Source organism: Nocardia vinacea (genome assembly GCF_035920345.1).
Lineage (GTDB): Bacteria > Actinomycetota > Actinomycetes > Mycobacteriales > Mycobacteriaceae > Nocardia > Nocardia vinacea_A.
Genome location: NZ_CP109149.1, coordinates 1,367,116 through 1,381,223 on the forward strand (window position 1 = coordinate 1,367,116; position 14,108 = coordinate 1,381,223).

The following is a 14,108-nucleotide window of genomic DNA, read 5'->3' on the forward strand; positions in this document are numbered from 1 at the left end:
GCGTTGGTCATGGCGACCAGGTAGACCAGTGCGGCGATCTGGTCATCGTCGTAGTGCTTGCGCACCAGGAACTCCCGCCGACTCACAGCAAAGATCTCACCGTGACGGACATCGCCTTCGACTCAGCAATTGGGCGGGAAACATCCTCTTCTGCCGCTGTGCGCGCTGAGCGGAGCGGCTTGCGCGGTACCTCGGAAGATCAACGGGCAGAGCGTCGTACGACCGCCCGCAGTGCGCTTAAGTAGCCGATGAGCGATTGGAATGTAGGCCCGCCCTGGACCGCACCGACGGTAGTGGCCGAGGCAGGCTTGGCGGCGTCGCCCACGTGGTCGCCGGGTTCCCTTTTGCTGCAAGTGTTTTCGATGCCGCCATTGTGAGCGTTTTCTGGAGGCTAGAGCTCGATCAGCCGATCGGTGGTGCGAGGTATTCCAGCGCGTAACCGTCGCCGGAGGCGGTTACGCGGGCGATGCCGGGTGAGTCGAGGTGGGCTCCGGCTACGAAGTGGTCTGGTTGGGTCAGTTGGTCGAGGAGGGCCGCTCGCGCGGCGCGGGCCTGGGACTGGTTGCCGTCGAACTCCCAGGACACGTTCGGCTGATCGAATTGCAGCGTGGGAACGTGCACGGTGTCACCCCAGACGAGAAGGTGGCCGGTGCCGCTGCTGACGTCATAGACGGTGTGACCGGGGGTGTGGCCCGGTGTCGGGACCGCGGTGGTCCAGTCGTTGATTGCGACCTTCTCCGACATGGGGACGACCCGCTCGCGGATCGGCTTGAGCCGCCCTGTGAACACCGAGGTGTCGCCCGCACCGATCCACACGCGCTCGAGTTCGGGAAACGCCTCTGAACCGTCCGGCGCGATCAGCCCACTCACGTGATCTTCGTGGTTGTGGGTGATGGCTACGTCGGTGATCCGCGCGCGGTCGATTCCCGCTTCGTCGAGTGCGTCGTAGATCAATCCCATGGTGGGGTCGTGCCAGTTGTCGGACGCGCCGGTGTCGATGAGAACCGACCGTGTGCCATCGGTGACGAAGAAGGCGTTGACCGACAGCCGCAAGTTGTCGCCGACCAGCGGCACGGCGGCTGGCAGCTCGTCGAGCGTGCGCCCTTCCTCGTCACGGAGCCGGGTCGGCGGCATGTCGATGTACCCGTCTCGCAACGAGACCATTTGCAGTTCGCCGAACTCGAACATGGCATGGTGCTGGCCACTCGAGATCAAACGCATGGAACCTCCATCGGGTTGAGCGCCTATCGTCTGTCTTTGATAGAAGACTAGATCTTCTTTAGAAGAAATATACTGTGGGCGGCGAGATACCGATCGATCGAGGAGCACGGTGGTCGAACACGACGGAACCGCGACCGAACCACAGCACGGTGACGACCTGGCGGGCGACTTCGGCGGTAACGTGCGGCGACGCCGCGAGGAGGCGGGCCTGACGCTGGAACAGCTGTCCACGCGGTCGTCGGTCAGCCGGGCGATGCTGTCCAAGGTCGAACGCGGTGAGAAGAGCCCGACGATCGGCGTCGCGTCCAGGATCGCCCACGCGCTCGACGCGTCGCTCTCGGAGCTGATCGGTGGGGCAGCCGCTGCCGCCTCCGGTGCGGCCGTGGTCCTGCGCAAGAACGACCGCCCCGTTTTCCGTGACCCGGAAACCGGCTTCGAGCGGCACATGGTGTCAGCGGCACCGGGTGCGGGAACAGGCGAGATGGTCCTCCACTACCTCCCCGCACAGGTATCCACCGGGTTGTTGCCCGCGTATCCGCCGGGCACGGAGAAACAACTCGTGGTGCTCGAAGGCACCCTCACCGTCTTGATCGGCGGTATGAGCGAGACCCTGAACACCGGCGACTCCCTGTTCTTCCGGGCCGACGCGGACCACGGCTTCGCCAACCGAACGAACGCTCCCTGCGAATACATCATGGTCATCTCGAGCAGAACCTAAATGGCCCGGATCCGAATAGCTGGCACGAAACGGTGGGCAGCCGCATACGAGGGAGCATCCCACCGGGCACCTGGATCAAATCCTGGCCGGGACCTGATCCTGACACCAGTCTCCAACCAGCTGCAACCCGCGCATTCCGAAGCAGCCGCGCGGGCCTGCCGAAGATCAACGGGCAGAGCACCGTTCGGCCGCTGGCGATGCACTATGCCGATATGCGCGCACGATATCGTCGTTCTACCGGCACGGGATCGCTATGGTTTGCGCTGTGGCCCTGCTAGTGCACCTGACACCGGAGAAGAACGCTCGGCGAATCCGCCGTGCGGGCATCACAGCGCGTGGCTTTGGGCGCGGAGTGTTCTGTATGCCGGTGATGCCGTCCTATGTGCTGTCGCATCAATGGTTGCGCGAGCTGCGCCGCGGCGGGCAGCGGCTGATCATCGCGGTGAATTTCCGGGTACCCGACGACGAACCCGTCCTCGTTGGACACTACTCGGCCGCCAGCACGGAAATGACTGTGGCCGAGGCCGTTTCGGTGATTCTTCACGCCGAGGACGCGCGCGGATACCAGATCGTCGTACCTCGTTCGATCGCCCCCGCCGAGCTGCATCGAGTTCGGCATGTACGACAGGTGACGGGGTGGCGGTATCACCCGAACGCGCACGGTCGCCCGCCCTGTGCCTGTCCTGCGTGCCTGGGACCTGGAGAATTCAAGGCCGCCGACCTTCGCCGCCGGTTCCCCACCGAACCCCCGGAGCTCACGAAACCTCAACTGCTGGACCAATTGCGTAACGCGGGCAACGATGACGAGCTGATCGACGCCCTCTACGGCTTGGGCCGTCGTAGTCGTGGTGATGTCGCCGACATCGCGCACCTGCTCGACCATGCCAACCCCGAGGTCCGTCACGCTCTCGCGTTGGCATTGCACAGTTACCGTGGCAGCGAGGCCCGCCGACTGGTGGCCCTCTTGGCCGCCGATCCCGATGCCGAAGTACGTGACGCGGCGACGACGCGACCATAGCCATCCGCGGACCTTGCTACGACCAAAGATCAGCGACTCAACCATGGCGGGAGTTCGCAACAATCGCATCGTCGGCTCGAAGAAGAACACGGCCTGAACGTGCCAGCGGTCCCGACGCGCGGTAATGCCGCGTGGAGCGCGTTCTCGAAACGTCCGCAACTGCCGATTTCAGTGTGCGGCGCGTGCCAGACGGGCCGTGACGCTTCAAACAATGATCTTTCATGGAAGTGATTCACCAGACTGCCAAGTGATCGGAGAGGGCACCCTCGATTCTGCCGTGATCCGCGCCTCATCAACCGAACGGTGCGGCCCGGAATCAGGCCAGAATGACGCATCGTTGTGGAGGACTTTGAACGACACGTAATAGGAATGCCCGGCCGAATCAAGGAACGGCTCCTCGCCCACCGCGAGTGTGCCCTCTTCTCGGGCCACCTCGTACCAGAAGTCGTAGTCGAGACGGACGACGAACACCGGCACGAGAACGACGTCGGCATACAGCCACGAACCCGTAGCGACGATCTCCCGGCCGTTCATGATGACCAGATGCTATGCGGGGGTTGGGGGACACTCGTTTCGGCGCCTGGCCAACGTCCTATATTGCCGCGACCCGCGCGTTCGGGAACGTCCGCATCTGCCGCTTATCGAGCGGTTTTCTACTGGTCATGATCGGTGCAGACCTCGAGGACACTGTGAGCAACCATGTCGTCGAGCACGTACATCGGGACGAGAAGCAGCGACGGTGTGGCGTTGGGAGCAACCATCAGCACGCGGGGTGCCGATCTCGGCGCCCACGAGGTGCCGCAGTTCCGCCGGCAGCCGAAGGTGGCCCTTCCTCGTCACCGTGGCAGAGCCGTCCACGCTGGGGGACAGGACCGCCTATTCCGCCGCTGGATACGCCAGCCGAGGCGATCACCCGGCTCCCAGACCCGTGAGGCGACCAGCTCACGGTCCATGATCTGTCCATGCGTATCGACTGGACGCAACGAGTACTCGGCCGCGTCCGGGCGATGAGGGGTGAGCGGCAGCTCGGCCATGTCTCGTGCCGCGGCTCCCGGATGCTTGACGGCTTGGCCGGGCCCCTCGGACCTGTGTGGAATCGCAGGCGGGACAGTTCTTGTCATATGCCGCGCCTCCAGCCGCGCAGGCGTCGCAATCGGGCTATGGTGCCAATGTGCTGTTCTATCCAGGTTCGAAGGGGGAATTTGCCCCATGAGCGGGTCAGATCACGTCTTCTATCCCTGGAGCGCCCAGGCGACCCTGAATCCGGTACCGATCGTCGGCGCGTCGGGCTCGTGGTTCTGGGAGGAGAGCGGCAAACGCTACCTCGACTTCTCCTCCCAACTGGTGAATGTCAATATCGGCCACCAACATCCGGATATTGTCGCGGCCATTATCGATCAGGCACAGAAACTCGCGACCATCTCGCCGACCGTCGGCAACGAGGCGCGCAGCGAACTGGCCCGGCTGATCGTGGAACGCGCGCCGGGCGAGCTGAACCGGATTCTGTTCACCACCGGCGGTGCGGAGGCCGTCGAACATGCGGTGCGGTTGGCCCGCAGCTACACCGGACGCACCAAAATGCTTGCCGCCTATCGCTCCTATCACGGCGGCACCGGTGTTGCGATCGGGTTGACCGGTGAGCCGCGGCGCTGGGGTGCCGAGCCGACCAATGTCGACGTGGTCCGCTTCTTCGGGCCGTACCCCTACCGATCCCCTTGGGGCACAAGCACTCCCGAAGAAGAGACGACGGCGGCGCTGAACCACCTGCGCCAGGTCATCGAATTGGAAGGGCCGCAACACATTGCGGGCCTGATCCTGGAGACGGTGGTCGGCACCAACGGTGTGCTCGTGCCGCCGCCGGGCTATCTCGCCGGTGTCCGGGAACTGTGCGACGAATTCGGCATCGTCTATATCGCCGATGAGGTGATGGTTGGATTCGGCCGGGTCGGTGAGTGGTTCGCGGTCCAGGCCTTCGATGTCGCACCCGATATCATCACCTTTGCCAAGGGCGTGAACTCCGGTTATGTTCCGCTCGGCGGTGTGCTGATGGCCGAACGGATCGCGCAGCGCTACGACAATACGGTGTATCCCGGCGGACTCACCTACGCCGGACATCCCCTCGCCTGTGCCGCGGGCATCGCCTCGATCAATGTCTTCGAACGCGACGGCATCCTCGACCATGTGCGCACGGTCGGCGTGGATGTACTCGGAAAGGGTCTGGCGGAGTTGGCGTCTCGGCATCCGAGCGTCGGCGAGGCGCGCGGCCTCGGCTTCTTCTGGGCACTGGAGTTGGTGCGCGATCCACACACCCGCGAGCCGCTGATCCCGTTCGCGGCCGCCGGCTCCGCCGCCGAACCGATGAACCGGGTCACCGCCGCCGCCAAGGAGCGCGGGCTGTGGCCGTTCAATGCCGGTAACCGCTTCCAGATCGCGCCGCCGCTGACCACCTCGGCCGACGAACTGCGCACGGGGCTGGAGATCGTCGACGAGGTGTTGGAGGTCGCCGACGAATACGTGGGGTGAATCGCCTGCTGACCGGCGGAGGAAATGGCCGTTTCCCGCTACGTTCGATCGGTCCACCTCGGAACTCCGCAGGAGCTGACGTGACCGACACCGCCGATCGTCGGGAGTCGACCGCCACCGAGGCGCGCCCGCCAATGGCGACCGTGGGCGTCGGTGTCATCGCCGCCGCGTCCGCGGCCGTCTTGGTGTTCTCGACCAGCCGCTATGACTACTTCGGCGATGAGCTCTACTTCCTGGCGGCGGGTCGTCGGCCGTCGTTCGGCTATGCCGATCAAGGTCCGGTATTGCCGATGCTGGCGCGGTTGATGGATACGATCGCACCCGGAAGCTTTTTTGTGCTGCGGCTACCCGTTGTCGCGCTGACCGTCCTCGGCATCGTGCTGTGCGCGGTGATCGCGCGTGAACTCGGCGGCGCAGCGGCGGCCCAGGTGCTCGCCGCCCTCGGCTACGCGACCTCACCGTTTCTGCTGCTCCAAGGCAAAATGCTGACCACCAACGCGGTCGACACCGTGCTCTGGGTGATCATTACCTGGCTGGTGGTGCGCTGGGTGCGGACCCGCCGTGATCGCCTGCTGCTGTGCGCTGCACTGGTTACCGCGGTCGATATGCAAGTGAAATGGCTGATTCCGTTCTTCTGGATCGGCGTCGCGGTGAGTTCGCTGATCTTCGGTCCGCGCGAACTGGTGCGGCGGCCGCTACTGTGGCTCGGCGGTGTCGTCGTGGTCGCGGCGACCGCGCCGTCACTGATCTGGCAGGCGCGCAACAATTGGCCGCAGCTGTCGATGGGCGAGGTAATCAGCGGTGAACAGGGCATACTCGGCGGCCGGGTGCTGTTCGTGCCGCTCGCGGTGCTGCTGGCGGGGTATCTGGGAGCGGCACTGTTGGTCTATGGCGGGTGGGCGCTGCTGTGCAATGCCTCGCTGCGCCCGTACCGGTTCCTCGGTGCGACTCTGCTGATACTCGTCGCCGTCTTCCTGGTGATCGGTGGCCGGATCTACTACGTCGCCGGCATGTTCGGTGTGGTGATCGCGGCGGGTGCGGTCGGTCTCGTCGGACTCGCGGATCGACTGAATCCCACACCGAAACGCTTGGTCTCAGTGATCGGTGTGGTGCTCGCCGCCGTCGCCGCGGGCTATGTGCTGTGGTCGACGCCGTGGCGCGATGCCGCGCACGTCGAGCCACCCGCCGATGACGCCGAGGCCGCCATCAATATCGGTGTGTACGGTGAATTCGGTTGGCCCGAACTGACTTCCGCCGTCCTCCAGGCCTATGAATCGCTCACCCCGGCCGAAGGTGCCGACGCCGTCATCGTGACCGACACCTACTGGCAGGCCAGCGCCCTGGACCAATTCGACCGCGATCGCCTGCCACCTATCTACAGTCCGAGCCGCGGTTTCGGCTACTTCGCCATGCCACCCGACAATGCCTCGGCCGTGATCGCCGTCGGCGTGAACGAAGCCTTCCTGCACTGGGATTTCGACGACGTCGAACCAGTTGCCAAGGTGGACAGTCGAATCGGCTATCCGGGCAACACCCAGAACGTCACCGTGTGGAAATGTACCGGTCTGCGCCACCCGTGGTCGCAGGTGTGGCCGACCTGGATGCACCTGTAGGTACGCTGCGACCATGACATCTGGGCAAACCGAGATCTGGCACAACCCGCGGTGCAGCAAGAGCCGCAATGCCACCGCACATCTGGACGAGGCGGGCGTGGAGTACAAGGTCCGGCGCTACCTCGACGATCCGCCCACGGCGGCGGAATTGCGGACGGTGCTTAAGCGGCTGGGCGCCGAGCCGTGGGATATCACCCGCACCGGTGAGCAGATCGCCAAGGATCTGGGTGTATCCGGCTGGGGACGCACCGCCGCGGACCGGGAGCGCTGGATCGAAGCGCTGGCTGCGAATCCGCAGCTGATCCAGCGGCCGATCGTGCTCACAGCCGACGGCGGTGCGGTCGTCGCGCGCGATGAGCAGACCTTGGAATCGCTGGACCCTTCGTAGCCGAAATAGCCGGTAGGGTCGGCATTTATGAAGGTACAACTGCGTCATAGTCCGGCCTCTGCGGTCGCGCGGTGCTTCCTGGCCGGCGGTGAGCCGATGCGGGTCGAGAGCGGCGCCATGGTCGCGCATTCGGCGGGAGTTTCGTTGCAGGCCAAGGCCGAAGGCGGCATTCTCGCCGGGCTGAAGCGTTCGGTGCTGGCGGGTGAATCATTTTTCGTCTCGACCTTCACCGCACCGGCGCAGGGCGGCTGGGTGGACGTGGCGCCCGCATTGCCAGGCGACATGCTGAACCTGCAGATCACCCCCGATCGGCCGTTCTTCATCAGCCGCGGCGGTTGGATCGCGAACTCGCACGGCGTGCAGGTCGAGGGCAAATGGGGCGGTGTTGCGAACCTGTTCGGCGGCGAGGGCGGCTTCGGTCTGCGCGCGCACGGCGAGGGTGAGGTGGTCGTCGGTGTATTCGGCGCGATCGATGTGATCGATCTGCAGCCCGGCGAGCCGATCACCATCGATACCGGCCATGTGGTGGCCTATGACCTGGCCATGAACTTCACCATCCGGCGCGCGGTATCCGGGCGTTCCATCCAGTCGCTGAAGTCGGGCGAAGGCTTCGTCTTCGACTTCACCGGACCTGGCCGGGTGTTGCTCCAGACCCGCAATCCGGGAGCCTTCGCGGCATGGGCGGGGTCGGTGGCGTCCTCGGGTTAGTCACCGGTTTTCACGGCTCTCTTACCTGCTGGACACGTAGCTCGTGCAGAATGCAACTTTCATATCGGGTCCAGCAAGGGAATGTACATGGAGCTCCTCGAAGTCGTCGCGAACCTCTTCACCCAGGTCATGGGTGCTATGAGCGGTAGCGCCGCCTGACAGAACGCAGGCTCATCGGCCCATCAGGTCCTCGACCTGGTGGGCCGATGGCGTTTCAAGCCAGCAGCTGGTCGGTGAGGATGCGGGTGTCGGGGACGAACGGCCAGGTCGGGTCGGCCAGATGTGCGCGCAGTTCGGCATCGGTCCACCACCAGCCGTCCACGATCTCCTCGGGCTGGTGCCGGATGGGCCCGTCGTAGCGCAACTCGTAGGCGAACAGATGGCAGCGCATCGGCGTGCCCTGCCAGCTGCCGTCCCAGGACGCGCTGGCCCGCAGGGGGAGCGGTGGTGCGTCGGCGGGCAGGACGATGCCGAGTTCCTCGGCGAGTTCACGGACCGCGGTCTGCGCCGGGGTCTCGCCGGGATCGACGACACCACCAGCAAGGCAGTCGTACATACCGGCGAAGACCATCTTGGTATCGGTGCGACGGTGCACATAGACGCGTTCGCCGTCGCCGGAGCGAACGAGCACACCCGCACTGGCATGCCAGATACCGTCGCGATAGACGGTGGCCCGGTCGGCCGTGCCGATTTCGCAGCCCGCGGCGTCATAGACCGCGATCATCTCCGACTGAGGGTGCACGAACACCGGTCGAGAGTAACCTGATCTCCGCACGCAGTACCGCCCACGGCAAATGACTGCGAATCCGCTTGCTCGGGTAGTCATTACGCCGTGCGGGTTGGCGTCACCGGGGTACGGACAGTCGTGGTCAGCGTCACGTGGTCCTCGTCCCGCGTGATCCGGTAATGGCAGTGACCTGACACCGCTCTGAACCGGCTTCACCGCCACAGCTCAGACCCGGTCTCGGTCCATTCCAGGCTGTGGAGCGACGTAGGTGGCGGCCGCGCGGCGGAACCAGCGTTCCCGTGACCGCAATGCCCGCCGGCTCACCTCGGCGCGCGGCACCAGCCGGTCGAAGCCGTGCCAGCAACCCGGGTAAACCTCGAAGTCCACCGGCACCCCACACGCACGCAAACCATCCACATAAGCGACTGTCTCGTCCAGGAACGGCTCGAGTTCGCCGACGTAGGTGAAAGTGGGTGGCAGGCCCCGCAGATCGATTGCGCGGGCGGGCGCGGCATATATCGGAACACGTTGTGTCCCATACAGATCGCGCAGATACAGCTTCCATGCGGTCACCAAAGTGACGGTATCGAGCATTGGGGCGTCATTGTCACACGAGGAGGCAGTGCACACCCGGTCATCGATCATCGGGTAGATCGGCATCTGGAAGGCTATATTCACCTCACCGCGGTCCCGGGCGAGCAGTGTCAGCGCCGCCGTCAGTCCGCCGCCCGCACTCTCGCCCGCCACGACCAGCTGATCCGGACGAATGCCGAGCCGAAACGCGTTGTCGCGCATCCAGATCAGCGCGGTGTAGCAATCGTCCAGAGCCGCGGGATACGGCTGGTCGACGCTGCGTCGATAGTCCGGGGCGAGGATGACACATCCGGTCTTGACGACCATCCGGCGATAGACCGCGACATCCTGTTCGGGCCGTCCGAGGAAGTAGCCGCCGCCATGCAGCCAGAGCACGCCGGTGGCGGCGGGGGCCGGTTCGAGCGGCGAGTAGATCAGCATCCGCAGCCGGGTGCCATCGCCTCGCTCGATGCCGACCTGTCGCACCCGCATCGTTCTCGACACACCGATGCGTGCCAGCGGCGCCACCGCGTCGACGAGCTTGGCCGTGCGCCGTAATCGCCGTTCATCGTGCGAGGACATCAATCGGCGAATCCACACGCCGGTGCGCCGCAATTGCTTGTCGATCATCGCGTCGCTGATTTTCATGCCGAACCTCCCGAAGGTGCGGTGACGCTATCACAAAAGCGGAACCTTCTACGAACACCTGTCCAGACAGTTGATCTGTCGATGTGGGCTCGATCGGTCCTGTTCACAAGCACAGTGTTGATTTGGAAGTCTGTTCGGAATAGCATCCAGACACGTGTCCTGAAACGTATTCCGCTCGATCAGGACGTGAGTAGCAGACAGGCGAAATCATGACCGAAGCCGACTACATCGTCGTAGGCGCGGGCAGCGCCGGCGCCGTCATCGCGGGCCGACTGGCCGAGCACGGCGCCAACGTGATCCTGCTGGAGGCGGGACGCGCGGACAACACCCGACTGGTCTCCAGCCCCGGGCTGGTCACGATGGTCCACACCATTCCGGCGCTCAAAAAACGAGTGTGCTGGAAGCAGTACTCGATCCCGCAGAAGCACGCCAACGACCGCACGATCCCCATGACCCGCGGCAAGGTGCTCGGCGGCTCGAGCTCGGTGAACGGCATGCTTTACGTCCGCGGAAATCGAGCAAACTTCGATTCTTGGGCAGCGCAAGGTAATACCGGCTGGACCTACGAGGAGATCCTGCCCGCCTATAAGCGCCTCGAGAACTGGGAGGGCGGCCCCGACGCCTATCGCGGCGCCGGAGGACCCATCCAAGTCACCCGCCAGAAGGACCTCACCCCGATCGGCGAAGAGTTCATGACCGCAGCGTCCGAAACGCTCGGGACACCGATTATCGAGGACTACAACGGCGAATCGCAGGAAGGCATCTCGATCTTCCAGCAGAGTGTCTGCAATGGCTTGCGCTACAGCTCTTCTCGCGCATTCATCACCGAACGGCCGAATGCGGGCCTGCAGGTCATCACGCGGGTCCACGTGACCCGCATCGTCATCGAGAACGGCCGCGCCACCGGCGTCGAAATCCAGGAGAACAACGGCGCGCGCCGAATCGTCCACGCCGGCAAGGAGATCATCGTTTCCGGCGGCGTGATCGGCTCGCCGCAACTGCTCATGCTCTCTGGCGTCGGCCCGGCAGCACACCTTCGTGAACTCGGAATCACCGTGCACGCGGATCTACCGGTAGGCCAGAACCTGCACGATCACATGTTCGTGCCCATGACCTACATTTCAAAGAAAGCCATCCACCGCGGCATACCCACGTATTTCGCCCGCGCGCTCCTGCGCGAACTGCGCCGTCCGGACAGTTCCTGGATGGGTCGCACCGTGTTCGAGGCCGTCGGCTTCGTCAAGACCAAATTCGCCGAGGCCGGTTACCCGGATATGCAGCTGCACAGTCTGCCGTGGAACTATCCGGTGCCCAATCAGGACGAGGACAAGATGTACCTGGTGGAGCGCCGCCCCGCACTGACGGTACTGCCCAGCCTGATCTATCCGAAGAGCCGTGGTGAGCTGAAATTGGCATCGACGGATCCCTTTGCCGCGCCGCTCATCGACCCCGGCTATCTGAGCGATCCCCGCGATACCGAATTCCTGATCGAAGGCATCAGGACCGTCCGGGAGATCATGGCGCACAAGAGTATTGCCGGTGACCTCGTCGAGGAGCACACGCCCGGTAGGGAACTGATGGACGAGTCCGCGCTGCGGCGGGAACTGCCCAACCGGGTGCATTCGATCTATCACCCGGTCGGCACCTGCCGCATGGGCGTCGATGAGGCGGCCGTGGTCGACCCCGCGCTGAAGGTACGCGGCATAGAAGGGCTACGGGTCGCTGACGCTTCGATCATGCCGAGCATCACGGGCGGCAATACCAACGCACCGTCGCTCATGATCGGTGAGAAGTGCGCGGAGATACTCGGCACCGTCGGCTAATGCCTGTGGCCCTGCTGATATTCACTCCAGCAGGGAAAAGGGTGGCCCTCCAGAACCCGCGATCGTCGATCGAGAGACGTCAGCTTCTCCCATCCCGGAACGCGAGTCGCCAACCGGCGGAAGTCGGCAACCACCGCCGATCCTACGTCGAGGTCTATCCGCTGCGAGCACCGTCGGGAGGGGCGGATCACCGAATCGGTTCCACGCCGTCGCTCAGGAGGGCCAACCGGTCGTGCCTGCATAGATGGCCCTATGCCCGGTGCACAGCGATTCCGTGTCACGACTATCGCCGAGGACGCCTCGGTTACTCATCTCGAGCTGTTCTTCGATTTGGTGATCGTTTTCGCGTTCACCATGGTCACCGACATGGCCGCGCACGAGACCACGGCGATCAACCTGTTGCGGGCCGTTATGACCTGGAGATCATCATTTAGATCGATTGACCAGGTGCTTCGGGCGCTGTTGAATAGGGCTGCTATAGCTCATCGACCGTATAGGCCGCAATGATTGTCAAGGAGTGGACCGGACCCGAGGTCCAAGCGCTGAGAAGGATCGCGCTGCGCGAAACACAGGAGGAATTCGCCGAAACCACGGGCTTTTCGGTGCACGCGGTCCGGAAATGGGAGAAGGCCACTCAACCCTTGCGCGGCCGGGCAGCGGAAGCGATGGACACGGTGCTCAGCCGTCTCGACGAGCGACAACGGGAGCGGTTCCGGGCCCCCGGGTGGGTGGATGCCGTGAACGAACCGGCGATCCAAGGCTCGAATGCGTCTGTGGTTACCAGCGCAACAGATAACAACGGGCTTGCCGGCGATGCCGGGAGGTCTACCGAATTCGCCGAATGGGCCGGCAATAGCCGGCCGGACCAACTGACAGTTGACGCGCTGGCATACGAATTGGCCGGGATCGCACAGCGGTTCGTCCACGGCTCGCCGCAGCCGCTGCTGTCAGAGCTGTCGTTTGTCCGTGACCGGGTACGCGCGGCACTACAGGCGGGACCACCTCCGCAACGTGCAAGTGAGTTGTTGTTTCTGGGTGGGCTGGCGATCGAACTCCTCGCTCAAATAACCGGCATTCTCGGCGCCACGATCGTGGCCATGCAGCACGCGCTCGCGGCCGAATCGTTGGCCGAGCGAGCCGGTCACCGGGACTTACGAGCATGGGTCATCGGTACGAAGGCGCTGATCGCCGAGTGGAGCGGAAACCTTCCGTCGGCCCTGGCCTTCGCGCGAGAAGCCGCGGCGTACGCCCCCGCCGGGCATCAGCGGATCCGGCTGGCAGCCCTCGAGGCGCGGTGTGCGGCCCGGACGGGCCAGCGCCAGGCCGCCGAATCGGCGATAGCGCGGGCCCTGCGTGCTTTCGAGGCCGGACTCACCGGCGCGGACGCGGTCGCGCAGTTCGGTGGGGTACTGCACTTCCGACCCGCGAAGATGGCGTGCTACATCGGTACGACCTACCGAATCCTCGGTGATCACCGAAATGCCGAGTTGTTCGCGCTCGGTGCCGTGCAGGGGTATTGCACCGGCCCGGCCCACGAACGCTCCTACGGCCATGAAGCAGTAGCTCGAGCCGACGTAGCGATCATCCGCATCGAACGTGGCGCGCTCGACAGTGCCGACGAGGTCCTCGCACCCGTATTCGACTTGCCCGAGAGCCAACGCGTTCCCCGCGTCATCGAAAGCATGCGCACCGTCCAGAAGTCGTTGCATACCAGGGGCGATGTGAACGGTGCGACAGTCGGAGCCCTCGGCGCACGCATCGACAGGTTCACCGCAACCGATGTGCTGCGACTGGAGCGCTCGATTGCCTGCTGACATCGCCGATGTCAGCCTGGCAGCGGGTGAGCCTGGGCCGACATTGCTCGGTCTACAGTCCGAAGCGCTTGGGCTGCCCTAGAAAAACCCCGCGCCGCACCCCGTACCGTCCGCGTAACCGAAATGGCCGCGTGCGGGTTGTCCGACTTGGGTACCGCCAGGACGGTATGTAGCGGAAATGTGCGACTTTCGGATCAGTTACGGCGCTTTGCTGGACACGGTCGCTCGGCAAAGCTGGAAACGCACCCGGAGTGGCAGCCGCTGAGGTCGGTACCCGTCTCCGCAGGCGTGTACAGCGGTATCGCCAGAACCGTTACACGGCAATCCAATCCAC

General features: G+C 64.4%; 13 protein-coding genes. 9 read left to right on the plus strand and 4 right to left on the minus strand.

Translation table 11 applies throughout. The features are described 5' to 3' along the window. Positions 1-402 precede the first annotated feature (402 nt). Entirely contained in the window at positions 403-1,221 is an 819-nt protein-coding gene (locus OIE68_RS06485) for an MBL fold metallo-hydrolase (protein ID WP_327098466.1), read from the minus strand. A gap of 109 nt (positions 1,222-1,330) precedes the next feature. On the opposite strand from OIE68_RS06485, the gene OIE68_RS06490 reads away from it, so the two are divergent. Together OIE68_RS06490 and OIE68_RS06495 are read left to right on the plus strand one after the other, a co-directional pair. Next, on the plus strand, positions 1,331-1,939 hold the full coding sequence (locus OIE68_RS06490; RefSeq protein ID WP_327098467.1) for an XRE family transcriptional regulator: 609 nt from the start codon (positions 1,331-1,333) through the stop codon (positions 1,937-1,939). Positions 1,940-2,204: 265 nt separating this feature from the next. Beyond that, positions 2,205-2,957, plus strand: a complete 753-nt coding sequence (locus OIE68_RS06495) for a HEAT repeat domain-containing protein (RefSeq protein ID WP_327098468.1) — start codon at positions 2,205-2,207, stop codon at positions 2,955-2,957. Positions 2,958-3,176: 219 nt separating this feature from the next. Here OIE68_RS06495 and OIE68_RS06500 read toward each other — a convergent pair whose 3' ends face one another. Next, positions 3,177-3,491 carry a hypothetical protein gene (locus tag OIE68_RS06500; protein WP_327098469.1) on the minus strand — a complete coding sequence of 105 codons (315 nt, stop codon included), beginning with the start codon at positions 3,489-3,491 and terminating at the stop codon, positions 3,177-3,179. Between the two features lie 675 nt (positions 3,492-4,166). On the opposite strand from OIE68_RS06500, the gene OIE68_RS06505 reads away from it, so the two are divergent. The 4 genes from OIE68_RS06505 (at position 4,167) to OIE68_RS06520 (ending at position 8,189) form a co-directional block, all read left to right on the plus strand. Then, complete coding sequence (locus OIE68_RS06505; RefSeq protein ID WP_327098470.1) at positions 4,167-5,480, plus strand: aspartate aminotransferase family protein; 1,314 nt, start codon at positions 4,167-4,169, stop codon at positions 5,478-5,480. A gap of 80 nt (positions 5,481-5,560) precedes the next feature. Next, positions 5,561-7,093, plus strand: a complete 1,533-nt coding sequence (locus OIE68_RS06510) for a glycosyltransferase family 39 protein (protein ID WP_327098471.1) — start codon at positions 5,561-5,563, stop codon at positions 7,091-7,093. A 13-nt stretch (positions 7,094-7,106) separates the two neighbouring features. After that, positions 7,107-7,481 carry an arsenate reductase family protein gene (locus tag OIE68_RS06515; protein ID WP_327098472.1) on the plus strand — a complete coding sequence of 125 codons (375 nt, stop codon included), beginning with the start codon at positions 7,107-7,109 and terminating at the stop codon, positions 7,479-7,481. A gap of 27 nt (positions 7,482-7,508) precedes the next feature. After that, a complete protein-coding gene (locus OIE68_RS06520) occupies positions 7,509-8,189 on the plus strand; it encodes a TIGR00266 family protein (RefSeq protein ID WP_327098473.1) in 681 nt (226 codons plus the stop codon). Positions 8,190-8,403: 214 nt separating this feature from the next. On the opposite strand, the gene OIE68_RS06525 is transcribed toward OIE68_RS06520, so the two are convergent. Both OIE68_RS06525 and OIE68_RS06530 read right to left on the minus strand, forming a co-directional pair. Further along, positions 8,404-8,913, minus strand: coding sequence for an NUDIX hydrolase (locus tag OIE68_RS06525; RefSeq protein ID WP_327101596.1), 510 nt, complete (start codon positions 8,911-8,913; stop codon positions 8,404-8,406). Positions 8,914-9,141: 228 nt separating this feature from the next. Beyond that, the gene (locus tag OIE68_RS06530; RefSeq protein WP_327098474.1) at positions 9,142-10,137 is read right to left on the minus strand and encodes an alpha/beta hydrolase; all 996 of its coding nucleotides are present in this window, start codon (positions 10,135-10,137) and stop codon (positions 9,142-9,144) included. Between the two features lie 209 nt (positions 10,138-10,346). On the opposite strand from OIE68_RS06530, the gene OIE68_RS06535 reads away from it, so the two are divergent. The 3 genes from OIE68_RS06535 to OIE68_RS06545 all read left to right on the plus strand — a co-directional run bounded on the left by OIE68_RS06535 (position 10,347) and on the right by OIE68_RS06545 (position 13,774). Further along, on the plus strand, positions 10,347-11,960 hold the full coding sequence (locus OIE68_RS06535) for a GMC family oxidoreductase (RefSeq protein WP_327098475.1): 1,614 nt from the start codon (positions 10,347-10,349) through the stop codon (positions 11,958-11,960). Positions 11,961-12,212: 252 nt separating this feature from the next. Beyond that, positions 12,213-12,467 carry a low temperature requirement protein A gene (locus OIE68_RS46980; RefSeq protein ID WP_419150684.1) on the plus strand — a complete coding sequence of 85 codons (255 nt, stop codon included), beginning with the start codon at positions 12,213-12,215 and terminating at the stop codon, positions 12,465-12,467. Continuing rightward, a complete protein-coding gene (locus OIE68_RS06545) occupies positions 12,464-13,774 on the plus strand; it encodes a hypothetical protein (protein WP_327098476.1) in 1,311 nt (436 codons plus the stop codon). The genes OIE68_RS46980 and OIE68_RS06545 overlap by 4 nt, the downstream gene beginning before the upstream one ends. Positions 13,775-14,108: the final 334 nt, after the last annotated feature.

What these genes read in the sequence shown, in the direction of transcription:
- OIE68_RS46980 (WP_419150684.1), top strand. Translation starts at nt 12,213, where the DNA reads ATGCCCGGTGCACAGCGATTCCGTGTCACGACTATCGCCGAGGACGCC.
- OIE68_RS06530 (WP_327098474.1), bottom strand. Translation starts at nt 10,137, where the DNA reads ATGAAAATCAGCGACGCGATGATCGACAAGCAATTGCGGCGCACCGGC.
- OIE68_RS06485 (WP_327098466.1), bottom strand. Translation starts at nt 1,221, where the DNA reads ATGCGTTTGATCTCGAGTGGCCAGCACCATGCCATGTTCGAGTTCGGC.
- OIE68_RS06515 (WP_327098472.1), top strand. Translation starts at nt 7,107, where the DNA reads ATGACATCTGGGCAAACCGAGATCTGGCACAACCCGCGGTGCAGCAAG.
- OIE68_RS06525 (WP_327101596.1), bottom strand. Translation starts at nt 8,913, where the DNA reads ATGATCGCGGTCTATGACGCCGCGGGCTGCGAAATCGGCACGGCCGAC.
- OIE68_RS06535 (WP_327098475.1), top strand. Translation starts at nt 10,347, where the DNA reads ATGACCGAAGCCGACTACATCGTCGTAGGCGCGGGCAGCGCCGGCGCC.
- OIE68_RS06545 (WP_327098476.1), top strand. Translation starts at nt 12,464, where the DNA reads ATGATTGTCAAGGAGTGGACCGGACCCGAGGTCCAAGCGCTGAGAAGG.
- OIE68_RS06505 (WP_327098470.1), top strand. Translation starts at nt 4,167, where the DNA reads ATGAGCGGGTCAGATCACGTCTTCTATCCCTGGAGCGCCCAGGCGACC.
- OIE68_RS06500 (WP_327098469.1), bottom strand. Translation starts at nt 3,491, where the DNA reads ATGAACGGCCGGGAGATCGTCGCTACGGGTTCGTGGCTGTATGCCGAC.
- OIE68_RS06520 (WP_327098473.1), top strand. Translation starts at nt 7,509, where the DNA reads ATGAAGGTACAACTGCGTCATAGTCCGGCCTCTGCGGTCGCGCGGTGC.